This window comes from Streptomyces sp. CA-179760 (assembly GCF_050937045.1).
GTDB lineage: Bacteria > Actinomycetota > Actinomycetes > Streptomycetales > Streptomycetaceae > Streptomyces.
The window spans coordinates 7441510-7467300 of sequence record NZ_JBNJLZ010000001.1 but is presented as its reverse complement, the minus strand read 5'-3'; the positions used below and the strand labels follow the sequence as shown (position 1 = coordinate 7467300).

Sequence of the window (25791 nt, the reverse complement as noted above, 5' to 3'; positions counted from 1 at the left end):
CAGCTCCGTTCGCTGAGAGGAACTCGGGACGGAAGAGCACGTGCGGTATGGCTGGTTCGGCACTCTGACAGCGCTTTCCTCAACCGGTAAAGTCCCATTCCCGCCAACGATGCGAAATCTGAACCTGAGGCTTCACTGAACCGGTTAAGGGAGTGCGCATGCTGGAGGCCACACCGCTCGGCGACGGATGGATCCTGCGGCACGAGTCGGAGACACTGCCGGCCTCCGTGCCGGGCTGTGTGCACACCGACCTGATGGCGGCCGGGGCGATTCCGGACCCGTTCCTGGGCCGGGGCGAGTCCGAGGTCACGTGGGTGGGGCGCCGGGACTGGACGTACGAGCGGGAGCTCACGGGCCCGTCCGCCTCGTCCGCGCAGGAGCAGACCGACCTGGTCTTCGACGGGCTCGACACCGTCGCCGAGATCTCCCTGGACGGGCGGCCGCTGGGCACGGTGCGGAACATGCACCGCTCGTACCGCTTCGATGTGACGGGGCTGTCCGGGCTGCTGTCCGTGCGGTTCGTCTCCGCCTACGCCGAGGCCGAGGCGGTGCGGGGACGCCTGGGCGAACGGCCCGCCGCCTACGCCGAGCCCTACCAGTACGTCCGCAAGATGGCCTGCTCCTTCGGCTGGGACTGGGGGCCGACCCTGGTGACGGCCGGGATCTGGCGGCCGGTGCGCCTGGAGCACTGGTCGACGGCCCGGATCGCCCGGGTGCGTCCGCTGGTCACCGTCGAGGAGGGCGTGGGGGTCGTCGAACTGGCCGTGGACGTCGAGCGGACCCGGGTGGAGGTGCCGCTGGCCATGGAGGCGACGGTGGGCGGGGTCCGGGCCCGCGCCGAGCTGGACGGGGCGCACGGGGTGATACGGCTGCGGGTGCCGGACGCGGAGCTGTGGTGGCCGCGCGGATATGGCGAACAGCCCTTGTATAAAGTCGAGTTGCGGCTTCTGGGCGACGGCGCTCCGTTGGACCTGTGGCGGCGGCGGATCGGCTTCCGGACCGTGGAGCTCGACCGGCGGCCCGATGCGCACGGCACCGGGTTCACGCTCGTCGTCAACGGCGAGCGGCTCTTCGCGCGGGGCGTCAACTGGATCCCCGACGACGTCTTCCCGTCCCGCATCACCCGCGAGCGCTACCGGGAACGGCTGGAGCAGGCCGCCGGGGCGGGCGTGGACCTCGTACGGATCTGGGGCGGCGGGATCTACGAGAGCGAGGACTTCTACGACGCCTGCGACGAACTCGGGCTGCTGGTCTGGCAGGACTTCCCGTTCGCGTGCGCGGCCTACCCGGAGGAGCAGCCGCTGCGCGGCGAGGTGGAGGCCGAGGCGCGGGAGAACGTCGTACGGCTGATGCCGCATCCGTCGCTGGTGCTGTGGAACGGCAACAACGAGAACCTGTGGGGCTTCCGGGACTGGGAGTGGGAGCCGAGGCTGGCCGGGGACTCCTGGGGCGAGGGCTACTACCTGGGCGTGCTGCCGCGTGTGGTGGCCGAGTTGGATCCGACCCGGCCGTACACGGCGGGCAGCCCCTGGTCAGGGTCGTGGGACCACCACCCGAACGATCCGGCGCACGGCACCCACCACTCGTGGGAGGTGTGGAACCGGGAGGACTACGCCGACTACCGGCTGAGCGTGCCGCGGTTCGTCGCCGAGTTCGGCTGGCAGGCGCCGCCCGCGTACGCCACCCTGCGCCGGGCACTGCCGGGGGAGGAACTCGCGCCGGACTCCCCCGGCATGCTGCAGCACCAGAAGGCCGACGACGGCAACGGCAAACTGGAGCGCGGGCTGGCCCGGCATTTCGCCGTGCCGGACGGGGATTTCGACCGCTGGCACTACCTGACGCAGGTCAACCAGGCGCGTGCGGTCGCCGCCGGGATCGAGCACTGGCGGTCGCACTGGCCGGTATGCGCGGGCACGGTGGTCTGGCAGCTCAACGACTGCTGGCCGGTGACGTCGTGGGCCGCGGTCGACGGGGACGGGCGCGAGAAACCGCTGTACCACGAGCTGAAGCGGCTGTACGCGGACCGGTTGCTGACGCTCCGGGAGGAGGACGGCCGGCTGGTGCTGGCCGCCGTGAACCAGGGCGCGAAGGACTGGACCGGGTCCCTGACCCTGCGCCGGATGTCCGTCGAGGGCGAGGTGCTGGGGCAGGCGGATGTGGAACTGGCGGCCGGGAGGCGGGCCGTGGCCCGGGTCGGTGTCCCGCCCGAGCTGACGCCCGCCGGGCCCGAGGAGTTCCTGGTCGCGGACACGTACCTCGACGCGGCGGAGACGGACCTCGACGCGGGCGGACTGCGGGCGCTGCACTTCCCGGTGCCGGACCGCGAAGTCCTCTACCCCGCACCGCGGTTCGATGTCGCGCTCGCGTCCGGCGGCATCACCGTGACCGCCCGCACCCTGGTCCGGGACCTGCTGCTCCAGGCCGACCGGCTGGATCCGGAGGCCCGGGCCGACCGGGGCTGGTCACGCTGCTGCCGGGCGAAGAGGTGACCATCGGGGTGCGCGGCTGGAAGACTCCGGACGTTCAGAGTGTTCGTTCGGCCCTGTACTGCGTGGAGCCCACCCGATGACGGCAACCCCTGCCCCCCGCGTCACCATCAAGGACGTCGCCGCGCGTGCCGGTGTGTCCAAGGGTGCCGTGTCGCTCGCCTTCAACCACAAGCCGGGCCTGTCGGAGGCGACCCGGGACCGGATCTTCCGGGCGGCCGGGGAGCTGGGCTGGGCACCGAACCTCACGGCGCGGACACTGGCCGGTTCGCGCGTGGACGTGGTGGGTCTCGCGGTCTGCAGGCCGGCGCGGATGCTGGGCCTGGAGCCCTGGTACATGGATTTCGTCTCGGGTGTCGAGAGCGTGCTGGCCGAGCACTCCTGCTCCCTGCTGCTGAGGCTCGTACGGAATCTGGACGAGGAGACCGGGGTCCAGGAGGCGTGGTGGCGGGGGCGGCAGATCGGCGGTTCGATCCTCGTCGACTTCCGCGCCGACGATCCCCGGGTGGGACTGGTGGAGCGGCTCGGGCTGCCGGTGGTCGCGGTCGGCCATCCCTCGCTGACCGGGGGACTCACCTCGGTGTGGACGGACGACGCCACGGCCGTGACGGAGGCGGTGCGGTATCTGGCCGCGCTCGGGCACCGGCGGATCGCCCGGGTCGGCGGGGCGGCGGCCCTCGGGCACACGGCCATCCGGACGGCGGCGTTCGACGAGGCGGCGGGGGCGCTGGCCGGGGCGTGGCAGGTCGCGACGGACTTCTCCGGGGAAGCGGGGGCCCGTGCGACGCGGTCCCTGCTGACGGCCGCGCGCCCGGACCGGCCGACGGCGATCGTGTACGACAACGACATCATGGCGGTGGCGGGGTTGTCGGTCGCGGCGGAGATGGGGCTGCGGGTGCCGGACGATGTGTCGCTGCTGGCGTGGGACGACTCGCAGCTGTGCCGGCTGACGCATCCGACGCTGTCCGCGATGAGTCATGACGTGCACGGGTTCGGGGCGGAGGTGGCCCGGACGCTGTTCGGGGTGATCACCGGGGAGGGGACGCCCGGGTCGCATCCCGTACCCACGCCCGTACTGACCCCCCGCGGATCCACGGCACCCCCGAAGGTGTGACCTTCACCGCTCCGCCTGTCAGGACTGTGCAGCTACGTTACCCATAAGTAGCATGGGCCTGAGCGCGCGCTCAGCGCACCTCGCAGCAGCAATGCAGTTCCGGACCCTGGAGGAGAGCCATCGTGCCTCGTACCGTCAGGGACGTCGTCTTCGTCGACGGCGTCCGCACCCCGTTCGGCAAGGCGGGACCGAAGGGCATCTACCACGAGACCCGTGCCGACGACCTCGTCGTGAAGGCGATCCGGGAGCTGCTGCGCCGCAACCCCGGTCTCGACCCGAAGAAGATCGACGAGGTCGCCATCGCCGCGACCACGCAGATCGGCGACCAGGGCCTGACCATCGGCCGCACCGCCGGGATCCTGGCCGGTCTGCCGCAGTCCGTCCCGGGCTACTCCATCGACCGCATGTGCGCCGGCGCCCTGACGGCCGTGACCGCGGTCGCCGGTTCCGTCGCCTTCGGTGCCTATGACGTCGCCATCGCGGGCGGTGTCGAGCACATGGGCCGTCACCCCATGGGCGAGGGCGTCGACCCGAACCCGCGGTTCGTGAGCGAGAAGCTGGTCGACGAGTCGGCCCTGTTCATGGGCATGACCGCGGAGAACCTGCACGACAGGTACCCGCAGATCACCAAGCAGCGCGCCGACGAGTACGCCGTGCGCTCCCAGGAGAAGGCCGCCAAGGCGTACGCCGACGGCAAGATCCAGGCCGACCTGGTGCCGGTCTCGGTGCGCCGCACCTCCCCCGAGGCCGGCGAGACGGGCTGGGGCCTGGTCACCGCCGACGAGCCGATGCGCCCGGGCACGACCCTGGAGAACCTCTCCGGCCTCAAGACCCCGTTCCGTGTGCACGGCCGGGTCACCGCCGGTAACGCGGCCGGTCTGAACGACGGCGCCACCGCCTCGGTCATCGCCTCCGAGGAGTTCGCGCGGGAGAACGACCTCCCCGTGAAGATGCGCCTGGTCTCCTACTCCTTCGTGGGTGTCGAGCCGGAGGTCATGGGCTACGGCCCGATCCCGGCCACGGAGAAGGCGCTGGCCCAGGCCGGTCTGTCGATCTCCGACATCGGCCTGTTCGAGATCAACGAGGCCTTCGCCGTCCAGGTCCTGGCCTTCCTGGACCACTACGGCATCGCCGACGACGACGCGCGCGTCAACCAGTACGGCGGCGCCATCGCCTTCGGCCACCCGCTCGCCTCCTCCGGCGTCCGTCTGATGACGCAGCTGGCCCGCCAGTTCGAGGAGCAGCCGCACGTCCGCTACGGCCTGACCACCATGTGTGTCGGCTTCGGTATGGGCGCGACGGTCATCTGGGAGAACCCGCACTTCGAGGGGGACAAGTGAGCACCACCGCCGAGCTTCTCAAGCAGGCTTCCGAGCTGTTCCCGGACGAGGTCGTCACGAGTGCGCACGTACGCCACTTCGACCTCCCCCTGGGTGCCGGGCGTTTCGCCCTGATCACCCTGGACAACGGCCACGACCACACCAAGCCGACCACCTTCGGCCCGGCCTCGCTGGCGAACCTGAACACCGCCATCGACCAGGTCGAGAAGGAGGCGGCGGACGGCGAGATCATCGGCGTCGGCATCACCGGCAAGCCGTTCATCTTCGCGGTCGGCGCCGACCTCAAGGGCGTGGAGATCCTCAAGGAGTACGAGCACGCGCTCGCCATCGGCAAGGGCGGCCACGAGGTCTTCAAGCGGCTGTCCAAGCTGGCCGTGCCGACCTTCGCCTACTACAACGGCGCCGCGATGGGCGGCGGTGTCGAGGTCGGTCTGCACTGCACCTACCGCACCGTCTCCGCGGCTCTTCCGGCGTTCTCGCTGCCCGAGGTCTTCCTCGGTCTGGTCCCGGGCTGGGGCGGCTGCGCCCTGCTGCCGAACCTGATCGGCCCGGAGAAGGCCGTCTCGGTGATCATCGAGAACAGCCTCAACCAGAACAAGCAGCTCAAGGGCAAGCAGGTCTACGAGCTCGGGATCGCCGACGCGATCTTCGAGGGCGCGGACTTCCTGGAGCAGTCGCTGATCTGGACCGCCGCCGTCCTCAAGGGCGAGCTGGAGATCGAGCGCCCGGTGATCGACCGCGGTGAGGCCTGGGACCAGGCCGTCGCCAAGGGCCGCTTCATCGCGGACTCCAAGGTGCACGGCGCCGCCCCGGCCGCCTACCGTGCCCTGGACATCATCGCCGCCGCCAAGAACGGCGACCTGCAGCAGGGCTACGACGCCGAGGACAAGGCCCTCGCCGACCTCATCATGGGCGGCGAACTGCGCTCCGGCATCTACGCCTTCAACCTGGTGCAGAAGCGCGGCAAGCGCCCGGCCGGCGCCCCGGACAAGAACCTGGCCCGCCCGGTCACCAAGGTCGGTGTCGTCGGCGCCGGCCTGATGGCCAGCCAGCTCGCGCTGCTGTTCCTGCGCCGCCTGGAGGTGCCGGTCGTGCTGACCGACATCGACCAGGAGCGCGTCGACAAGGGTGTGGGCTACGTCCACGCCGAGATCGACAAGCTGCTCGGCAAGGGCCGTGTCAACCAGGACAAGGCCAACCGCCTCAAGGCGCTGGTGTCCGGTGTGCTGGACAAGGCCGAGGGCTTCGCGGACGCCGACTTCATCATCGAGGCGGTCTTCGAGGAGATCGGCGTCAAGCAGCAGGTGTTCGCGGAGGTCGAGGCGGTCGCCCCGGCGCACGCCATCTTCGCGACGAACACCTCCTCCCTCTCCGTCTCGGAGATGGCGTCGAAGCTGAAGAACCCCGAGCGGGTCGTGGGCTTCCACTTCTTCAACCCGGTCGCGGTGCTCCCGCTGCTGGAGATCGTGCGCGGCGAGAAGACCGACGACGCCTCCCTGGCCACGGCGTTCGCCGTCGCCAAGAAGCTGAAGAAGACCGCGGTCCTCACCAAGGACGCCCCGGCGTTCGTCGTGAACCGCATCCTGACGCGCTTCATGGGCGAGATCCAGAACATCATCGACGAGGGCACCCCCGTCGAGGTCGCCGAGAAGGGCGTCGAGCCGCTCGGCCTGCCGATGTCGCCGCTGGTCCTGCTGGAGCTGGTCGGCCCGGCGATCGGTCTGCACGTCTCCGAGACCCTCAACCGGGCGTTCCCGGACCGCTTCACGGTCTCCCCGAACCTCGCGGCCGTCGTCAAGGCGGGCAAGCGCGGCTTCTACGTCTACGACTCCGGCAAGCCGGAGCTGGACCCCGAGGTCGCCGCGCTCCTCAAGCAGGGCGACAGCGTCCTGACGGAGGAGCAGGTCCGCGACCGCGTCCTGGACGCGGTGGCGCAGGAGATCGGGATCATGCTCGACGAGGGCGTCGTCGCCGAGGCGCAGGACATCGACCTGTGCCTCATCACGGGCGCCGGCTGGCCGTTCCACCTGGGCGGCATCACGCCGTACCTGGACCGCGAGGGTGTCTCCGAGCGCGTGAACGGCAAGAGGTTCCTGGCGCAGGGCGTGGCGAGCGTCCCGGCGTGACTCCCCCCGTGGGGTGAGTGAGGAGGGCCTCCGCGGTGCGCGGAGGCCCTCCTCTCATGTGCCGCGCTGTTCGGCGGCTTCGAGCCGTGTCCTCAGCGCGGCGTTCTCCGCCTCCAGGACGGCGATGCGCTTACGGGCGAAGTACAGCTCCATCACGGCGTCCTGGAACTCCGCTACGAGCTGCTCGGGTGTCAGTTCCATCGCGATCCCCCTAGGCCTGGGCCAGGAGGGTGACCTTGCCGTTGCCGCCCTTCCAGTACAGGGCACCGCCACGTGCGAAGAGGGAGCCGCCGCCCTGCTCCTTGGCCGGCTCGGCGGCGACGTCGTCGAGCCGCGCCGAGCCGTCGAGCCGCGTGGTGCCCTCGACGAGCAGGGCGGGCGCCTCGGACCGCTGGACCACATGGAGCTGGCCGCCGGGAGTGGCTCCGATGCCGATGCCCATGCCGGTGCGTCCGCTGCCCTTGACGACGAAGTCCTCCAGGCCGGGGTTGTTGCGCAGCACGATCAGCGCGCCCTTGGTCGGGGCGTCGGTCGCGGTGACGAAGATGCCCTGGGCGGCCGTCCCCTCCGTCCTGAGGTTGATGGAGATACCCGAGGCGCCGTGGTCCGAGCCGTCGGCATACCCGTTGTGGGTGATCTTCAGTGTGCCGCGCTGGGCACGCTCGGCACCACTGAGGTACATCGCGGACGACTCCGGGTTGACCGACGTCACGTTCAACGCCGCCTTGTCGCCTGACGTGGCCGCGTAGTTGATCTTCACGGCGTACTCGGTCGGCGACGCACCGTAGAACGCGGCGGGGGCGGCGTACTGGGTGTACCCGTCGTCGGCCGCCGCCTCCGATCCGGTGGCGACGGTCACGGCGCCCGCGGTGAAGGCGCCGAGGAACAGTCTTCGCCCCACTGCCATCTGAACTCCCTTTGTCTGCGACCTGCGAAGTCGATCGGCTGGTGGAGCTCCGAGAGGTCTCAGAACTCCTGCCACGCGGTGAGCGCCAGCCCCGGTTCGTCCTTGCGGCGGGCGAGCAGGAGCGTCCCGGTGAGCGGGGACACACTCGCGGCAACGACCTGGTCGTGCTCGTCGAGCGCCAGCGACACCGTGGCCTCGACAGGCAGTTGGGGGCCCGACTCGGTCCACCAGGCGCCGGCCGACTCCTGCTCCGTCGGATAGGCGGCGAAGGCGACCCGGCCGCTCGCCGAGCGCTGCGCGAGGACGACGCAGTCGTGCCCCCCGATGTCACAGCGCACGGCGGACACCGGCCCGGGACCGGCGGACGCGATGAGCGTCACCGGCTTCTCGCCCGGCCGCCAGGCACACAGGTCGCCCGAGGTGTCCGAGAAGAAGAGGGTGGTGTGCTCGGCGGAGGTGGCGAGCGCTGCCAGGGTCCCCGGACGGACGGCCACGTCCACCCCCTCGGCCCGCACCGGCGTCTTCCCGTCCGCCTCCTGCCGCCAGTGCAGGATCCCGCCGGCACCGGAGGCGTACACCTCGACCAGCCCCGACTCCCCCGTCACCGCGGCCAACTCCCCCTCGACACCACTGCCTTCGAGATTCTGCCACGCCCCCCAGCCGCCCTTCACCTTCTGGTTCCGCAGGCTCACCCCACCACTCTGGTTCCGGACGAAGACGTAACCCCGCCCCGCGGCGTCGACGGCGACGGCGGGCGGGCCCGTCCGGTCGCCCTTCTTGTCCGGGTGCCCGATCGAGACCCAGTCCAGGGGCGCGAGCCGGGGCCGGAAGTGCGTCGAGTGCACGAGCCCGGACTCGCCGGGCACGGTGGGCCGCCAGGCGGCCAGATGGGCGTAGCCGTCGGTGCCCTGGCCGATCGCCGGGCCCGGGTGCAGCTTCTGGCCGCCGCCGACCGTGCGGGCGGCGTCCCAGGGGCCCGCGTGGCCGCGCTCCGCACGGCACAGGACGGCGTCGCCGGAGGGGAGATAGACGGTGAGGCGGCCGTCGCGGCCGCGGATGAGCCAGTCGCCGTTCACCAGTTCACTTTATGCGGGCCGGACGGCTCCGTGCGCGGCCCGCCCCCTGCCTGGCCGACAACCGCCGTGCGACCCTGGCCGCATGAACGACAACGCGCCTGTCCTCGTCGTCGTCGACGCCGCGAACGTCGTCGGATCGGTACCGGACGGCTGGTGGCGGGACCGACGGGGTGCCGCGGAGCGGCTGCGGGACCGGTTGGCGTCGGACGGGGTGCCGGGGGTTGCCGGGCCGGTGGAGATCCTGCTCGTGGTGGAGGGGGCTGCTCGGGGGGTGGAGTCGGTGCCGGGGGTGCGGGTGGAGTCGGCGTCGGGCAGCGGTGACGATCACATCGTGGAGGTGGTCGCGGCGGCGGCTGAGCGATCCGTGCTGGTCGTCACGGCGGACCGGGAGCTGCGGCGGCGGGTCGGGGAACTGGGGGCGGAGGTGGCGGGACCACGGACGGTGCGGCCGTAGACGCGCGGCGCCGATGCCGGTGCCGGGTGGGTCCGCAGCCCGGCGTAGCGGGGTGCCCCCCACCACCCACCCGTGCCGCCCTGGGGGCACCTCCCAGGCCCTTGAGGCACTGGGGGCGCCCCACAGCCCGCCGCAGGCACCCGGCGACACCCACGGCCCCGACCACGACGACTACGGCGTGTTCTCGGTCTTGGCTTCCTCTCCCGTCGCGAGGCGGCTGTGCGTACGGCCGTAGAGGAAGTACACGAGGAACCCGGCGGCCATCCAGATACCGAACCGCACCCACGTCTCGGCGGGCAGGTTGATCATCAGCCACAGCGAGGCGCACACCGACAGGATCGGGATGACCGGCACCCACGGGGTCCGGAAGGCCCGGGGCAGGTCGGGACGCGACTTGCGGAGGATGATCACGCCGATGGCGACGACCACGAAGGCGAACAGCGTGCCGATGTTCACCAGCGCGGCGAGTTCGGTGAGCGGCGTGAAGCCCGCCAGCACCGCGATGATCACGCCGAGCAGGATCGTCGGCCGGTGCGGGGTCTTGAACCGCGGGTGGACGTGCGAGAAGAACCGCGGCAGCAGCCCGTCGCGGCTCATCGCGAAGAACACCCGGGTCTGGCCGAGGAGCAGGATCATGCACACCGTCGTCAGGCCGACCGCGGCCCCGAAGCTGATGAAGCCCGCGAACCACGGATGCCCGGTCGCCTTGAACGCGTCGGCGAGCGGCGCGTCGACCGACAGCTGGCTGTAGTGCTGCATGCCGGTGACGACGATCGACACGAGGACGTACAGCGTCGTGCAGATCACCAGGGAGCCGAGGATGCCGCGCGGCATGTCGCGCTGTGGGTTCTTGGTCTCCTCCGCGGCCGTGGCCACGACGTCGAAGCCGATGAAGGCGAAGAACACGACCGAGGCGGCGGTGAAGATGCCCATCACGCCGAAGTTGGAGGGCGCCCAGCCGAACATGAGCTGAATCAGGGGCGAATCCAGACTGGAACCGGCCTCGACCGGCTTCTCCTTCGGAATGAACGGGTCGTAGTTCTTGCCCTCGATGAGGAACGCACCCGCGATGATCACGACGAGGACGACCGTCACCTTGATGGCGACGACGACCGACGTGATCCGCGCGGACAGCTTCATGCCGACGACGAGGATGCCGGTGAGGACGAGGACGAGCGCGGCGGCGAGGATGTCGAAGCCGAAGGCGTCGGCGCCCTCCCGGCTGCCCAGGACCGCGGGCATCGTCCAGCCCGCGTTCTCCAACAGCGACTGGATGTAGCCCGACCAGCCGACGGCCACCACCGCCGTCCCGAGCGCGAACTCCAGAACCAGGTCCCAGCCGATGATCCAGGCGGGCAGTTCACCGAGGGACGCGTACGAGAACGTGTAGGCGGACCCGGCGACCGGGACCGTGGACGCGAACTCGGCGTAGCAGAGTGCGGCCAGGGCGCAGGCGACGCCGGCCGCGACGAACGCCAGAGCCGTCGCGGGCCCTGCGTTGTCCTTGGCGACAGTGCCGGTGAGTACGAAGATGCCGGTGCCGATGATCACGCCGACGCCGAAGACGGTCAGATCCAGCGCGGACAAGGACTTCTTGAGCGCGTGTTCTGGCTCCTCGGTGTCGAGGATGGACTGCTCGACCTTCTTCGTCCGGAAGAGGGTGCTGCTCACGGGGTACCTCCCACGCTTGTCGTCCTCGACATGATCGAGAGGTGGCACCATCCGTATGCCCCGGCACGGACGCATTCACGCCAATGGGCCGGTTACACCACCCTCATGGTGGGGAAACCGGCCCATCCGAACCCGTTCGGCCGGGTCAGTCGCGCACGGATTCCACGGACTCCACGGCACCACCCTCGTACCGCCCGTCCAGCTTGGCGACCAGCCCGGTCACCTGCCGGGCGATGTCCGGCGCGGTGAGGCCGATCTCGGCGAGGATCTCGGCACGCGTGGCGTGGTCGAGGAAGCGCGGCGGGATGCCGAAGTCACGCAGCGGCACATCCACGCCCGCGTCACGCAGGGCCTGTGCGATCGCCGACCCCACGCCCCCGACCCGGCTGTTGTCCTCGACGGTGACGACCACGCGGTGCCGCTCGGCGAGCGGGGCCATGGCCTCGTCGACGGGCTTGACCCAGCGCGGGTCGACGACGGTGGCGGAGATGCCCTGCTTGTCGAGGAGCGCGGCGATCTCCAGGCACATCGGGGCGAGGGCGCCGACGGAGACCAGCAGGACGTCCGGCCGGTCGGTGCCGGGCTCGCGCAGCACGTCCATACCGCCGACGCGGCCGACGGCGGGTACGGCGGGGCCGACGGCGCCCTTGGAGAAGCGGACCACGGTCGGCGCGTCATCGACCGCGACGGCCTCGCGCAACTGCGCGCGGACCTGGTCGGCGTCACGCGGCGCCGCGAGCCGCAGCCCGGGCACGACCTGGAGGATCGACATGTCCCACATGCCGTTGTGGGAGGCCCCGTCGGTGCCGGTGACACCGGCCCGGTCCAGGACGAAGGTGACACCGCACTTGTGCAGGGCCACGTCCATCAGCACCTGGTCGAAGGCGCGGTTGAGGAAGGTGGCGTACACCGCGAACACCGGGTGCACTCCGCCCGTCGCCAGGCCGGCCGCCGAGACGGCGCCGTGCTGCTCGGCGATGCCGACGTCGTAGACCCGGTCGGGGAAGCGCTTGGCGAACTTCTCCAGGCCCACCGGCTGGAGCATCGCGGCCGTGATGGCGACGATGTCCTCGCGCTCCTTGCCGAGTTCGACCATCTCGTCACCGAAGACGGAGGTCCAGTCGGCGCCGGAGCTCTTGATCGGCAGGCCGGTGTCGGGGTGGATCTTGCCGACGGCGTGGAAGCGGTCGGCCTCGTCCTGGAGGGCGGGCTGGTAGCCGCGGCCCTTCTCGGTGAGGCAGTGCACGATGACCGGTCCGCCGAACCGCTTGGCCTTGGCGAGCGCGGACTCCAGTGCCTCGAGGTCGTGCCCGTCGATCGGGCCGACGTATTTCAGGCCGAGGTCCTCGAACATGCCTTGCGGGGCGATGAAGTCCTTCAGGCCCTTCTTGGCGCCGTGCAGGGTGTCGTAGAGCGCCTGGCCGACGACGGGGGTGCGCTCCAGCACCTCCTTGGTGCGGGCGAGGAACCGCTCGTAGCCGTCCGTCGTGCGCAGCGTCGCGAGATGGTTGGCGAGGCCGCCGATGGTCGGCGCGTAGGACCGCTCGTTGTCGTTGACGACGATGACGAGCGGGCGGTCCTTGGCGTCGGCGATGTTGTTCAGCGCCTCCCAGGCCATGCCGCCGGTCAGCGCGCCGTCACCGATCACGGCGACCACGTGGTCGTCGCGGTCCATGATCTGGTTGGCCTTGGCGATGCCGTCGGCCCAGCCGAGGACGGTCGAGGCGTGCGAGTTCTCGATGACGTCGTGCTCGGACTCTCCTTGCGAGGGGTAGCCGGACAGGCCGCCCTTCATCTTGAGCTTGGAGAAGTCCTGACGGCCGGTGAGCAGCTTGTGGACGTAGGACTGGTGGCCGGTGTCCCAGAGCACCTTGTCCCTGGGCGAGTCGAAGACCCGGTGCAGGGCGATGGTGAGCTCCACCACGCCGAGATTGGGGCCGAGGTGACCACCGGTCTTGGAGACCGCTTCGACGAGGAAGCTCCGGATCTCCTCCGACAGCTGGTTCAGCTCCTCCAGGCTGAGCCGGTCCAGATCGCGCGGTCCCCTGATACGGGTCAGCAGCGGCACCCGTGCCTCCTTGCAGTAGAGCTGATCAGTTGCCGGGCGTGTCGAGTCTAGTGTTCCGCTCCAGAGGACTGCGCCGAGGCCGTGGGGGATACATCACGCATTCGGCTGTACCCAAGTTGTGCCACACCTACTACGCGACTGTGCCCGGCATCGAGAGATGCCGGGCACAGGGGGCCGGTCGGCGCTACGCGCGGCCCGCGGTCTTCTGCGTCTTGCGCGTCACCGCGTCGATCACGACCGTGGCCAACAGCACACCACCCGTGATCATGTACTGCACCGGAGAGGCGATGCCCTCCAGGGCGAGCCCGTACTGGATCGACACGATCACCAGCACGCCGAGCAGCGCGTTCCACGTCCGGCCGCGACCGCCGAACAGCGACGTACCGCCGATCACGGCGGCGGCGATCGCGTTCATCAGCAGGTCACCGCCGCCCGCGCCCTGGTTCGCCGCGGCGATCTTCGACGCGATGAACAGACCGCCCACCGCGGCGAACGTCCCGGAGATCGCGAACACCGAGATCCGGACCAGCTCCACGTTGATTCCGGCCCGTCGCGACGCCTCGACGCTGCCGCCGAGCGCGAACACCTTGCGCCCGTACGCCGTACGGCGCAGCACGAAGTCGGTGACCAGGAGCACCACGATGAAGATCACCACGGCCAGGGGCAGGCCCTTGTACTGGTTGAAGACGATCGCGACGGCGAAGGCCAGGACCGCGAGCAGTACCGTCCGCACCACCGTCTCGCTCAGCGGCTGCGACGGCACGCCCGCGGCCTCGCGCCGCCGGTTGCCGAGGAAAGAGCTGAGGAAGTACCCGGCGGTCACCACCGCGGCCAGACCGTAGGCCGCGGCCACGTCGGAGAAGTAGTAGCTGGTCAGCTGGGCCACGACCCCGTCCGGGTCGAGGTTGATCGTGCCGTTGTCGCCCAGGATCTGGAGCATGAAGCCGTTCCAGAACAGCAGACCGGCCAGCGTGACGGCGAAGGCGGGGACGCCGATCTTCGCGAAGAAGAAGCCGTGCAGTGCGCCGGCGACCGTGCCGGTGACGATGGACAGCGCGAAGGCCAGCCACTCGTTCATGCCGTTGCTGACGTTGAGCACGGCGAAGCTCGCGCCCGCGACACCGCTGACCGAGCCGACCGACAGGTCGATCTCGCCGAGCAGCAGCACGAACACGATGCCCACGGCGATCATGCCGGTGCCGACCATGGCGACGGACATGTCGGACAGGTTGCCCGCTGTGAGGAAGTTGGAGTTCAGGCTCTGGAAGATGATCCAGATGATGGCCAGGCCGACGACCACCGGGATGGAGCCCAGGTCACCGGACTTCATCTTCCGCTTGAACTCGGTGACGTAGCCCGCGAAGCCCTGCTCGCGCACCAGGAGCCGGGGGTCGACGACCGTGACGGCGGCCTTGGCCGCCTCGGGGTTCGCCACGACGTGGTCCTCGGGGGCTCCCGCGGCCGCGGAGGTCTTGTCGATGCTCACTTGGAAGCCTCCCCGTTCGTGCGCGCCGCACGGCGGGTCACGGCGTTGTCGGTGGCGCCGGTGATGGCGGAGATGATCTCTTCCTGCGAGGTCGACTTGACCTCGAAGATGCCGTTGTTGCGCCCGAGGCGCAGCACGGCGACCTTGTCCGCGACGGCCTTGACGTCGGCCATGTTGTGGCTGATGAGGATGACGGCGTGGCCGCGCTCGCGCAGCCGCTCGACGAGGTCGAGGACCTGGGCGGTCTGCTCGACGCCGAGGGCGGCGGTGGGCTCGTCGAGGATGACCAGCTTCGGCTCGCCGAGCATGGAACGCGCGATGGCCACGGTCTGGCGCTGACCGCCCGAGAGCGAGGCGATCGGGATGCGCACACTGGGGATGCGGATCGACAGCGTGTGCAGGAGCTCGCGGGAGCGGCGCTCCATCTCCACCTCGTCCAGGACGCCGCGCTTGCGGATCTCCCGGCCCAGGTAGAGGTTGCCGACGACGTCGATGTTGTCGCACAGCGCGAGGTCCTGGTAGACCGTCGCGATGCCCAGGTTCTGGGCGTCGTGCGGTTTGTTGATCTGGACGGACCTGCCGTCCCATTCGATGACGCCCTCATCGATGGGGTGCACGCCGGCGATCGTCTTGACCAGCGTGGACTTTCCGGCGCCGTTGTCGCCGACCAGGGCGACCACCTCACCGGCATGGACCTCAAGCTCTACGTCGGTGAGCGCCTGAACGGCACCGAACCGCTTGGAGACCCCGCGCAACGCCAGCACGGGCGTAGCGGACACGTGAACCATCTCCTTCGCCGCCTGACCAGCGGAAGGTTGTGCAGAAAGTAAGGGAGGAGCGATCACTCCGGCGCCCCGCGTAGCTTTGCGGGGCTGGTGTGCGGGGCGCCGGAGGAACTCGGGGTGGCTACTTGAGACCGATCTTGTCGCACGCGGCCTTGTACTTGGCGGTGCAGATCTCGCTCACGGTGTAGATGCCGTCCTTGATGACGGTGTCCTTGATGTTGTCCTTCGTCAGCGAGACGACCGGGACGAGGACGGAGGGGACGGCCTTGGTGGTCGGGCTGTCGACCTTGTCCTTGGCGATGGAGTCGAGCGACTTGCCCTGGGCGAGCGCGACGGCCATCTCCGCGGCGACGTCGGCCTCCTGCGGGTAGGGCTTGTAGACGCTCATGTACTGCTCACCGGTCACGATGCGCTGCACGCCGGCGAGTTCGGCGTCCTGGCCGGTGACCGGGACGTCGGCGATGCCGGCGGCCTTCAGGGCCGTGATGATGCCGCCCGCCATGCCGTCGTTGGCGGAGTAGACGCCGACGATCTTGTCCTTGCCGAGGGCGGAGATGGCGCCCTCCATGTTGGCGTTGGCGTTCTCCGGCTTCCACTCCTTGGTGTCGTACTCGCGGCCGACCTTCACCTTGCCGTCGAGGACGGAGTGCGCGCCCTTCTTGAACAGGGCGGCGTTCGGGTCGGTGGAGGACCCGTTCATCATGACGATCTGGCCGTCCTTGGCCTTGTCGCCCAGGGCCTTCAGCAGGGCCTCGCCCTGGGTCTTGCCGACGGTGACGTTGTCGAACGAGGTGTAGGCGTCGATCGGGCCCTCGGCCAGGCGGTCGTAGGCGACGACGGGGATGTTCGCGTCCTTGGCCTTCTTCACCGAACCGGCGATGGCCTTGGAGTCCACCGCGTCCACGATCAGCACGTCGACCTTGTTGGACACCATGGTGTCGACCTGCTGGTTCTGCTTGGCCGCGTCCTGGTTGGCGTTGGCGTAGACGACCTCGCCCTTGTTGCCCGTGAGTTCCTTGACCTTCTTCTCGATGAGAACCCGGTCGAACTTCTCGTAGCGGGCGGTCGCGTTCTCCGGAAGGAGCAGACCGACCTTGATGTCGTCGCCCTTCTTGGCGGACCCGCTGGAATCGGCGTTGTCGCCGGACTCCTTGGCGCTGCCACAGGCAGCAAGCGAAACGGCCATCGCACCGGCGGCAATCGCAACAGCGGCGCGACGCATACGCGTGTTCACTTCAGAAACCTCCCTGACGAGGCCGCGACATTGCGGCCGAGGTGGCTGGAAGTCAACTCGGCCACACGTGCGACGTCAAGAAGTAAATCCTTAACGAGATGGCAACGGTGCCATCCGTTCTCTAAGTGAAGGCAGGCGCCGCAGCCTGCAGCACACCAGGGGAAGTTCCGTCCAAAAGCGTCGAATCGCCCATCTCGCTGAGGGCGAGAGCAAGCGCTCCGAGGACCTCCGCACGGCCTCCGAGGGCCCCCGGGAGCACGGACAGCTGCCGGGCGGCGCTGGGGATCGCGTAGCGCCCCACGGACTCCCGGATCGGCCCGAGCACCAGCTCACCGGCCTCGGCGAGATCACCGCCGAGGACCACGCGGCTCGGGTTCAGCAGATTGCAGAGATTGGCCACCCCGCTGCCGATGTGGCGGCCGACGTCGGCGACCACCCGACGGCATCCCGGGTCCCCGTCCCGCGCGAGGCGCACGACGCCTTCCATGGTCAAGTCGGTGCCGTGGCTGGACTGCAGGAGCGGCAGCACATAGCGCGCGGCCGCGAAGGTCTCCAGGCAGCCGCGGTTTCCGCAGCGGCAGACGGGGCCGGACTCGTCGAGAGTGATATGCCCGATTTCCCCGGCGGTGCCTCCGGGACCCCGGTAGATCTTGCCGTTGATCACCAGACCGGCGCCGACACCGCTGGCGACCTTGATGTACGCCAGGTCGCGCACCCCGCGACCGCTGCCCCAGACCATCTCGCCGAGGGCGCCGAGGTTGGCGTCGTTGTCCACGTGCACCGGCACGCCGAGCCGCCCCCGCAGCTCCTCGGCCGGCTTGGTGCCGGTCCAGCCGGGCAGGATGGCGGTCGAGCCGAGGGTCCCCGACTCGACGTCGATGGGGCCCGGCACGCCGAGACCCACTCCGGCGATCTTGGACCGGTCGACCCCGGTGGCCTCGATCAGCCGGCTGACCAGTTGTTCCGCCCGGTCGAAGCCCTGCGTCGAGGAGGCGTCCACGTCCAGCGGCTCGGACTCCTCGGCGAGGACCTGGTGGGCGAGGTTCCCGATCGCGACACGCAGGTGGGTGTGCCCGAAGTCGACCCCTATGACGATCCCGGCGTCCCCGCTGAGCGACACGCTGCGGGCCCGGCGCCCGCCCGCGGAGGTGGGCGTGACCTCGACGGTGCCGCCGTCCTTCAACTCCCGGACGATGTTGGAGACCGTCGCCGCGGACAGGCCTGTCGTCCGCGCGATCTCGGCCTGGGTGAGGGAGCCCGCCAGACGCACGGCTCGTACGACCCGCTCCAGGTTGGCTCGGTGCAGCGACGACTGCGACCCCGGAGTCTCCACGACGACCTCCTGCGCGCGGGGTCGCTTCGACGAGACCCCGTCCATGTCCAACTAGTGAACTCTAAGCTGAGCTGTTCGGGTCGCCTCCCGTCAAGAGGTTGAACCGTTTCCGGGTCCATGGACACGCGTCCGCACGCCGCCCCCGAGACCGGGAGCGGCGTGTACGCGAGCGAACGCGCAGGGTTATTTGAGGGCGCCGGCCGTCAGCCCCTGCACCACCTGCCGCTGGAAGACGATGTACGCGGCCAGCACCGGCAGCATCGCCATCACCAGGCCCGCGAAGAGACCCGACCAGTCGCCCTTGTAGCCCTGGCTGACCGCGAGCTGGACGAGGCCCTGGGTGAGGACGCGCTTGTCCGGGTCCGTGTTGAGGACCGTGGGAAGCATGTACTGGTTCCACTGGCCCAGGAAGTTGAAGATGCCGACGCTGACCAGGCCCGGCTTGGCCATGGGCAGCATGATCTGGAAGAACGTACGGCTGTGGGAGGCGCCGTCGACGAAGGCCGCCTCCGCGATGGACGTCGGCAGGGTCCGGAAGAACGCCGTCAGGAAGAACACCGTGAACGGCAGCGAGTAGGCGATGTAGACCAGGATCAGCCCGTGGATGGTGTTCAGCAGGCCCATGTTGTTCACGACGTAGAAGAGCGGGACCAGCGCGAGCATGATCGGGAAGCTCATGCCGCCGATGAACAGGAAGTAGATGAAGCGGTTGCCCGGGAAGTCGAAGCGGGCCAGGACGTAGGCCGCCATCGAGCCGAGCACGAGGGTGCCGACGAGCGAACCACCCACCACCAGGACGGTGTTGAGGAAGTAGTCGCTCATGTTGGCCTGGGTCCACGCCCGCGACCAGTTGTCGAAGTGCAGCGTGTCCGGCAGCGACCAGGGCGAGGAGAAGATGGACCGGTCGTCCTTGAAGGACGTCATCACCGCCCACAGCAGCGGCATCACCACCATGATCGCCCAGAGGACGAGGACGCCGTGGGAGAAGACGTTGAGGACCGTGCCTTCCTTCTTCGCCTTGGGCGGCGGGCCCGACGGGATGTCCTCCTTGGTGACGGGCGCGCCGGACTCGGCCGGCACGGGCGCGGGGGTCTGCGTCGTCTTCATCAGTACTCCAGCCGCTCGCGACGGCCCAGCCGCATCACCACGGCGGCGAAGGCCAGCGTGACGACGAGCAGGGCGACACCGATGGTGGTGGCGTAGGCGGCCTGCCCGTCCCGGAACGCCTTCTGGTACACGTACAGGACCATGACGGTGGTCGAGTAGTCGGGGCCGCCCGGCCCGGTCGTCATGATCTGCACGACCGCGAAGGACTCGGCGCCCAGGGCGAGGATGCCCATGTAGACCCAGCCGGACTGCACGGTGTCCCACAGCAGCGGCAGGGTGATGCGGAAGAAGGTCGTGGCGCGGCCCGCCCCGTCCAGGAGGGCCGCCTCGTACATCTCCGCCGGGATGGAGGCCATGCCGGCGGAGAAGAGCACCACGAAGAAGCCGACCGTGGACCAGACGAGCACGGCCATGACGGCCCACAGCGCGAGGTCGGGGTCGCCGAGCCACAGCGGCTGGACGTCGTCGAGACCGATCCCGCGCAGGACCGAGTTGATCGCGCCGCTGTCCGGGTTGTACGCGAACGCGAACAACAGCGCGACGATGGCGATGGAGAGCACCTGCGGAAAGAAATAGACGATCTTGTAGAACGAGGAGCCCCGGACGCCGGTGACGACCGGTCCGTTTCTCCGTTTTCTGCCGCCCACATTGATCATGAAGGCGAAGAACAGCGCCAGGCTGATCGTCACCACCGGCAGCAGGAGGGCGAACAGCAGGCTGTGCTGCAACGACTTCCAGAAGATCTCGTCGTCGAGCAGCCGACTGTAGTTGTCGAAGCCGACCATCTTGAATTCGGGGCTCAGGCCGGTCCAGTCCGTGAACGAGTAGTAGATGGACTGGATGAACGGCCAGACCACGAAGAGCGCGTACAGGCCGAGGGGCAACGCGAGGAAGCCCACGATGAACCGGTACTTGCCGTGCTGCATCGCCACTCCGGTGCCGTTGCGGGAAATGAGTTTCCGGTGCCGTTACTGGTGCTTGTAGTGCTTGATCGAGCTGTCCTTGGCGGTTTCGTCCGCGTAGGCCTGGATCTTCTTGATGGCTTCGGCCGGAGTGAGCCGGCCGGCCATCATCTCGCCGAGGCCGGAGACCCCGATCTTCTCCTTCTGGAGCTGCACGTACCAGTCCTGCATCCGCGGATTCAGCACGTTGTCGCCGGCCTTCTCCAGCGCCGCGACCCCCGACTTGAGGCCCGGGGTGAGGGTGATGCCGTCAGTGCCGCCGTTGAACGCGGTGAGCGACTTGACCTTGCTGGTGAAGTTCTTCGAGGACGCCTCGCTGAGCATGATGCGCAGTTGCTCCATGCCGCCCTCGGCGTTCTTCGCCTTGGCCGGGACGATGAAGGGCTCGCCGCCGGAGGCCCAGATGGTGCCGAAGGGCATCTTGTCGGAGGAGTCGATGCCGGTGGGTGCGGAGACCGCCAGGTCGAAGTCCTTCGGGATGACGTTCGCTGACTCGTTCTCCACCCAGGAGCCGTTCGGGATGAACAGCGCCTTGCCCTGGGCCCAGGCGGTCTGCGACTGGATGTGGTCCAGGCCGGGGGTGCCCTTGAGGATGTAGCCCTTCTTGAAGAGCTCGTAGTAGGCCTCGAAGCAGGCCTTGACGGCCGGGTGCTTCCAGGCGTTCGGCTCCAGGTTGTCGATGGCGTCGAGGACCTCGACACCCCCGACCTTGCCGATCATCGGGTAGAGCGAGAAGGGGAGGTAGTACGGGTACTTGCCCGCGTACGTCCAGCCCGCCATGCCCTTCTTCTTGGCCTTCTCGCACACCGCGAGCATCTGGTCCCAGGTCTCGGGATAGGTGGCGTCGAGCGAGTCCAATGCCTTCTGCGAGTACCAGACGCCGTACACCGTGTAGGCGTAGTACATGATCCAGACCGGGTCGCCGTCGAGCTGGCCCATCTCCACGATGCCGGGGCGCAGCGTGTCACGGACCTTCTTGGCCGGGTCGTCGTAGGAGGGCGCGTCCAGCAGCGGGGTGAGGTCGGTGAGCTGCTTCTTCCCGGCCAGGACGCCCATGTCCATCTGCTCGGCGCCGGAGTTGTCGATGAGGTCCGGCGGGGTGCCCTGGTTGAAGCGGGGCTGGAGCGTGGACTGGATCTTCTGGGTGGCGGAGAACTTCACCTTCACCTTGGGGAAGTTCTTCTCGTACACCTTCACCGCGTCCTCGGCGTACTCCTTGCCGAAGCCGCCGTCGAACAGGACGAATTCCATGCCCGCGGTGTCGTTGACACCGAGCGGGTTCTTCGCGGTCTTCTTGCCGGCCTTGGCCTTGTCGCCGCTGTCGTCGCCGCCGCTGCTGGCGCAGGCGGACAGGAAGCTCATCGTCGGTACGGAGATCAGCCCCAGCGCGGCGGACCTCTTGATCAGATCACGGCGGCCGACACCCTCGGTGCCGTGGTTCTCGGCGGAAGTGGATCCCATGCTCAAGTCCTCGCCTTCTCCAGGACTCAGGCGGTGAACCGGATCCTCCCCGGCACCGCGATCGGGTCAAGCTGGGTCGTGCAGGAAAGTGCGGGTGATGACGTGCGGATGCTGTGAAGCGCCCGACAGGTATAGTCCACTTCCCGTCGGCGGATCAAGATCGAACACAAGGTTGGCCGCGGGTCTTATCCGAGTTGAGACCTCGCGGAATGCCGAGCGGTCCGTGTGCTCCTCGGCGGAAATATCCCGCTCGTCGCGCCCGAACGCCACAACCAACACCCTTGACACTCCCCACCACTTGGGCAACTACTGGTCCTTGCGCATCGAAGCTGACAACGTTGTCCACTGCGCAGGGAGGGTACCCGTTGATGCAACGGAAAGCTCGGCACAGATGGGGTTCGGCGGTCGTGTCGGCGACCGCCTTCACTTTGGCCCTGAGCTCACAGGGCGTTGCGGTCGCACTGCCCGAAGCCCCCGAGACCCCCGACCGGGGGTTCGCTTCCTCCTTCGAGACGGACGACCCGGTTCCGGACTGGCTGAACACCGTCGACACCGCACCCGACGGCGGCAAACGGGCCTCGGGCGTCGACGGCGGCTACAGCAGCGGCATACCGGGCAATGTCACCGACCAGGTCACCGACGTCCGGGCCAGTGCCGAGAACACGGGCGGGGGCGAGGTGAAGGAGAACCTCGTCGACGGCGAGCCGAGCACCAAGTGGCTCACCTTCGAGCCCACCGGCTGGGCCGAGTTCGACCTTGACAAACCAGTCAAACTGGCGCGTTACGCACTGACGTCGGCCAACGACCACGACGCGCGCGACCCGAAGGACTGGACTCTGAGGGGCTCCGCCGACGGCAAGGACTGGAAGACCCTCGACTCCCGCTCCGGCGAGTCCTTCTCCGAGCGGTTCCAGACCAAGACGTACGACCTGGCGGAATCCGCCTCGGCCGAGTTCCGGCACTTCCGGCTCGACGTCACCGGCAACAACGGCGGCGACATCCTCCAGCTCGCCGACCTCCAGCTGTCCACGGGCGGCGGCGAGGGGCCCGTTCCGCAGGACATGCTCTCCCTCGTCGACCGCGGCCCGAGCGGCTCCCCCACCGCCAAGGCGGGCGCCGGCTTCACCGGGAAGCGGGCCCTGCGCTACGCCGGCCGGCACACCGCCGAGGGGCGGGCCTACTCGTACAACAAGGTCTTCGACGTGAACGTGGCCGTCGGCCGGAACACGGAGCTGGCCTACCGGATCTTCCCGTCGATGGCGGACGGCGACCTCGACTACGACGCGACGAACGTCTCCGTCGACCTCGCCTTCACCGACGGCACCCAGCTGAGCGAGCTGCGCGCCACCGACCAGCACGGCTTCCCTCTGACGCCACGGGGGCAGGGCACGGCGAAGATCCTCTACGTCAACCAGTGGAACGACGTGGCCTCGCGGATCGGGTCGGTGGCGGCCGGGAAGACCGTGGACCGGATCCTGGTGGCGTACGACTCGCCGAAGGGCCCGGCGAAGTTCCGGGGCTGGCTGGACGACGTGACCATCGAGTCCGCCGCTCCCGAGCGCCCGAAGGCGCATCTGTCCGACTACGCGGTGACCACGCGCGGCACCAACTCCAGCGGCGGCTTCTCGCGGGGCAACAACTTCCCGGCGACGGCGGTGCCGCACGGCTTCAACTTCTGGACGCCGGTGACCAACGCGGGCTCGCTGAGCTGGCTGTACGACTACGCACGCGCGAACAACGCGGACAACCTGCCGACGGTCCAGGCGTTCAGCGCGAGCCACGAGCCGAGCCCCTGGATGGGCGACCGGCAGACCTTCCAGGTGATGCCGTCCCTCGCCACCGGCACCCCCGACCTCGGCCGCGAGGCCCGGGAGCTGGCCTTCCGGCACGAGAACGAGACGGCGCGGCCGTACTACTACGGGGTGCGGTTCGAGAACGGGCTGAAGGCCGAGATGGCGCCGACCGACCACGCGGCGGCCCTGCGCTTCACCTACCCCGGTGACGACGCGAGCGTCCTCTTCGACAACGTCACCGACCAGGCGGGCCTGACCCTCGACAAGGAGAACGGGATCGTCACCGGCTACTCGGACGTGAAGTCCGGTCTTTCGACGGGGGCGACCCGGCTGTTCGTGTACGGCACGTTCGACAAGCCGGTGACCGAGGGCTCGTCGTCCGGAGTCAAGGGCCACCTGCGCTTCAAGGCCGACGACCGGACCGTCACCCTGCGCCTGGCGACCTCGCTGATCAGCGTCGACCAGGCGAAGGACAACCTCCGCCAGGAGATCCCGGACGGCATGTCCTTCGAGGCCGTCAAGAAGAGCGCCCAGCGGCAGTGGGACCGGCTGCTCGGCAAAGTGGAGGTCGAGGGGGCCACCCCCGACCAGCTGACGACCCTGTACTCCAGCCTCTACCGGCTGTACCTGTACCCGAACTCCGGTTTCGAGAAGGTCGGCGGGAGGCACCAGTACGCCTCGCCCTTCTCCCCCATGCCGAACCCGGACACCCCGACCCACACCGGCGCGAAGATCGTCGACGGCGAGGTCTACGTCAACAACGGCTTCTGGGACACCTACCGGACGACCTGGCCGGCGTACTCGTTCCTGACTCCGTCGCGGGCCGGTGAGCTGGTCGACGGGTTCGTGCAGCAGTACAAGGACGGCGGCTGGACCTCGCGCTGGTCCTCGCCCGGCTACGCGGACCTCATGACGGGCACGTCCTCGGATGTGGCGTTCGCGGACGCGTATGTCAAGGGCGTGGACTTCGACGCGAAGGCGGCGTACGACGCGGCCGTGAAGAACGCGACGGTCGTCCCCCGAACCCGGGCGTCGGCCGCAAGGGCATGGCCACCTCCCCCTTCCTCGGCTACACCGGCACCGAGACGCACGAGGGCCTGTCCTGGGCCTTGGAGGGCTACCTCAACGACTACGGCATCTCCCGCATGGGCCGAAAGCTCTACGAGGAGACCGGTGAGCGGCGCTACAAGGAGGAGTCGGAGTACTTCCTGAACCGCGCGCAGGACTATGTGAACCTCTTCGACGCCAAGGCCGGCTTCTTCCAGGGCAAGGACGCCAAGGGCGACTGGCGGGTCGAGTCCTCGAAGTACGACCCGCGGGTCTGGGGCCACGACTACACCGAGACGAATGGATACGGATACGCGTTCACCGCCCCGCAGGACAGCCGGGGTCTGGCGAATCTGTACGGAGGCCGGAAGGGGCTGGGAGACAAGCTCGACGACTACTTCTCCACGCCGGAGACGGCCTCCCCCGAGTTCGTCGGCTCCTACGGCGGTGTCATCCACGAGATGACCGAGGCGCGGGACGTGCGGATGGGCATGTACGGGCACTCCAACCAGGTCGCCCACCACGCGATCTACATGTACGACGCGGCCGGACAGCCCTGGAAGGCCCAGAAGAACGTCCGCGAGGTGCTGTCACGCCTGTACACGGGCAGTGAGATCGGCCAGGGCTACCACGGCGACGAGGACAACGGCGAGCAGTCGGCCTGGTACCTGTTCTCCGCGCTGGGCTTCTACCCGCTGGTGATGGGCAGCGGGGAGTACGCGATCGGCTCACCGCTGTTCAAGAAGGCGACCGTGCACCTGGAGAACGGGCGCGAGCTGGTGGTGAAGGCGCCGCGGAACAGCGCGAGGAACGTGTATGTGCAGGGGCTGAGGGTCAACGGCCGGGCATGGACCAAGACCTCCCTGCCGCACTCGGTGGTCGCCAAGGGCGGTGTCCTGGAGTTCGAGATGGGCCCGCGGCCGTCGTCCTGGGGCACGGGCAAGCACGCCGCGCCTGTGTCGATCACCCGGGGCGATGACGTGCCGACACCGCGCGCGGACGTGCTGAAGGGCGAGGGTGCCCTGTTCGACGACACGTCGGCGACGGACACGGCTGTGACGTCCGTGGACCTTCCGGTCCCGGAGGGCGCCAAGGCGGTCCAGTACACCCTGACGTCGTCGGCAGACCGGGCCAGGGCTCCGGCCGGCTGGACGCTCCAGGGCTCCTTGGACGGTGAGACCTGGCGGACGCTGGACCGGCGCTCCGACGAGTCCTTCGCATGGGACAGGCAGACCCGCGCGTTCACGGTGAGGTCACCGGGTACGTACGAGAAATACCGCCTGGTCCTCGACGGCGAGGGCACCCTGGCGGAGGTCGAACTGCTCTCCTGAGCAATCGAGT

General features: G+C 69.1%; 16 protein-coding genes and 2 pseudogenes. 6 read left to right on the top strand and 12 right to left on the bottom strand.

Translation table 11 applies throughout. The annotated features are described in order from the left end of the window. Positions 1-158: 158 nt before the first annotated feature. The 4 genes and pseudogenes from ACQEV8_RS33970 to ACQEV8_RS33955 all read left to right on the top strand — a co-directional run bounded on the left by ACQEV8_RS33970 (position 159) and on the right by ACQEV8_RS33955 (position 7066). A pseudogene (locus ACQEV8_RS33970) lies at positions 159-2569 on the top strand (glycoside hydrolase family 2 protein). Then, a complete protein-coding gene (locus tag ACQEV8_RS33965) occupies positions 2566-3600 on the top strand; it encodes a LacI family DNA-binding transcriptional regulator (RefSeq protein WP_432967959.1) in 1035 nt (344 codons plus the stop codon). The pseudogene ACQEV8_RS33970 and the gene ACQEV8_RS33965 overlap by 4 nt, the downstream one beginning before the upstream one ends. A 122-nt stretch (positions 3601-3722) precedes the next feature. Continuing rightward, positions 3723-4940 carry a thiolase family protein gene (locus ACQEV8_RS33960; protein ID WP_432967956.1) on the top strand — a complete coding sequence of 406 codons (1218 nt, stop codon included), beginning with the start codon at positions 3723-3725 and terminating at the stop codon, positions 4938-4940. Then, positions 4937-7066, top strand: coding sequence for a 3-hydroxyacyl-CoA dehydrogenase NAD-binding domain-containing protein (locus tag ACQEV8_RS33955; RefSeq protein ID WP_432967953.1), 2130 nt, complete (start codon positions 4937-4939; stop codon positions 7064-7066). The genes ACQEV8_RS33960 and ACQEV8_RS33955 overlap by 4 nt, the downstream gene beginning before the upstream one ends. A 54-nt stretch (positions 7067-7120) precedes the next feature. On the opposite strand, the gene ACQEV8_RS33950 is transcribed toward ACQEV8_RS33955, so the two are convergent. The 3 genes from ACQEV8_RS33950 to ACQEV8_RS33940 are packed head-to-tail and all read right to left on the bottom strand — an operon-like array spanning position 7121 to position 9049. Next, complete coding sequence (locus ACQEV8_RS33950; protein WP_311128263.1) at positions 7121-7267, bottom strand: hypothetical protein; 147 nt, start codon at positions 7265-7267, stop codon at positions 7121-7123. 10 nt (positions 7268-7277) lie between these two features. After that, the gene (locus ACQEV8_RS33945) at positions 7278-7973 is read right to left on the bottom strand and encodes a hyaluronoglucosaminidase (protein ID WP_432967950.1); all 696 of its coding nucleotides are present in this window, start codon (positions 7971-7973) and stop codon (positions 7278-7280) included. A gap of 59 nt (positions 7974-8032) precedes the next feature. Next, positions 8033-9049 carry a hypothetical protein gene (locus ACQEV8_RS33940; RefSeq protein WP_432967947.1) on the bottom strand — a complete coding sequence of 339 codons (1017 nt, stop codon included), beginning with the start codon at positions 9047-9049 and terminating at the stop codon, positions 8033-8035. An 82-nt stretch (positions 9050-9131) separates the two neighbouring features. Between ACQEV8_RS33940 and ACQEV8_RS33935 the strand changes: the two genes are divergently transcribed. Next, a complete protein-coding gene (locus ACQEV8_RS33935; protein ID WP_432967944.1) occupies positions 9132-9503 on the top strand; it encodes an NTP pyrophosphohydrolase in 372 nt (123 codons plus the stop codon). Positions 9504-9674: 171 nt separating this feature from the next. On the opposite strand, the gene ACQEV8_RS33930 is transcribed toward ACQEV8_RS33935, so the two are convergent. The 9 genes from ACQEV8_RS33930 to ngcE all read right to left on the bottom strand — a co-directional run bounded on the left by ACQEV8_RS33930 (position 9675) and on the right by ngcE (position 21610). Further along, complete coding sequence (locus tag ACQEV8_RS33930; RefSeq protein WP_432967941.1) at positions 9675-11174, bottom strand: amino acid permease; 1500 nt, start codon at positions 11172-11174, stop codon at positions 9675-9677. 145 nt (positions 11175-11319) lie between these two features. Beyond that, on the bottom strand, positions 11320-13242 hold the full coding sequence (gene dxs, locus ACQEV8_RS33925) for a 1-deoxy-D-xylulose-5-phosphate synthase (protein WP_432967938.1): 1923 nt from the start codon (positions 13240-13242) through the stop codon (positions 11320-11322). Positions 13243-13426: 184 nt separating this feature from the next. Continuing rightward, positions 13427-14728 carry a sugar ABC transporter permease gene (locus tag ACQEV8_RS33920; RefSeq protein WP_432967935.1) on the bottom strand — a complete coding sequence of 434 codons (1302 nt, stop codon included), beginning with the start codon at positions 14726-14728 and terminating at the stop codon, positions 13427-13429. After that, a complete protein-coding gene (locus tag ACQEV8_RS33915) occupies positions 14725-15516 on the bottom strand; it encodes an ATP-binding cassette domain-containing protein (protein WP_215117944.1) in 792 nt (263 codons plus the stop codon). The genes ACQEV8_RS33920 and ACQEV8_RS33915 overlap by 4 nt, the downstream gene beginning before the upstream one ends. 118 nt (positions 15517-15634) lie before the next feature. Continuing rightward, the gene (locus ACQEV8_RS33910) at positions 15635-16735 is read right to left on the bottom strand and encodes an ABC transporter substrate-binding protein (protein ID WP_432973196.1); all 1101 of its coding nucleotides are present in this window, start codon (positions 16733-16735) and stop codon (positions 15635-15637) included. 133 nt (positions 16736-16868) lie between these two features. Beyond that, positions 16869-18080, bottom strand: coding sequence for an ROK family transcriptional regulator (locus tag ACQEV8_RS33905; RefSeq protein ID WP_432967930.1), 1212 nt, complete (start codon positions 18078-18080; stop codon positions 16869-16871). A 183-nt stretch (positions 18081-18263) separates the two neighbouring features. Beyond that, a complete protein-coding gene (locus ACQEV8_RS33900) occupies positions 18264-19187 on the bottom strand; it encodes a carbohydrate ABC transporter permease (RefSeq protein WP_432967927.1) in 924 nt (307 codons plus the stop codon). After that, positions 19187-20113 carry a carbohydrate ABC transporter permease gene (locus tag ACQEV8_RS33895; protein WP_432967924.1) on the bottom strand — a complete coding sequence of 309 codons (927 nt, stop codon included), beginning with the start codon at positions 20111-20113 and terminating at the stop codon, positions 19187-19189. The genes ACQEV8_RS33900 and ACQEV8_RS33895 overlap by 1 nt, the downstream gene beginning before the upstream one ends. Positions 20114-20155: 42 nt before the next feature. Beyond that, positions 20156-21610, bottom strand: a complete 1455-nt coding sequence (gene ngcE / locus ACQEV8_RS33890) for an N-acetylglucosamine/diacetylchitobiose ABC transporter substrate-binding protein (protein ID WP_432967921.1) — start codon at positions 21608-21610, stop codon at positions 20156-20158. 368 nt (positions 21611-21978) lie between these two features. Between ngcE and ACQEV8_RS33885 the strand changes: the two are divergent. Next, positions 21979-25781: pseudogene (locus ACQEV8_RS33885) on the top strand (GH92 family glycosyl hydrolase). Positions 25782-25791: the final 10 nt, after the last annotated feature.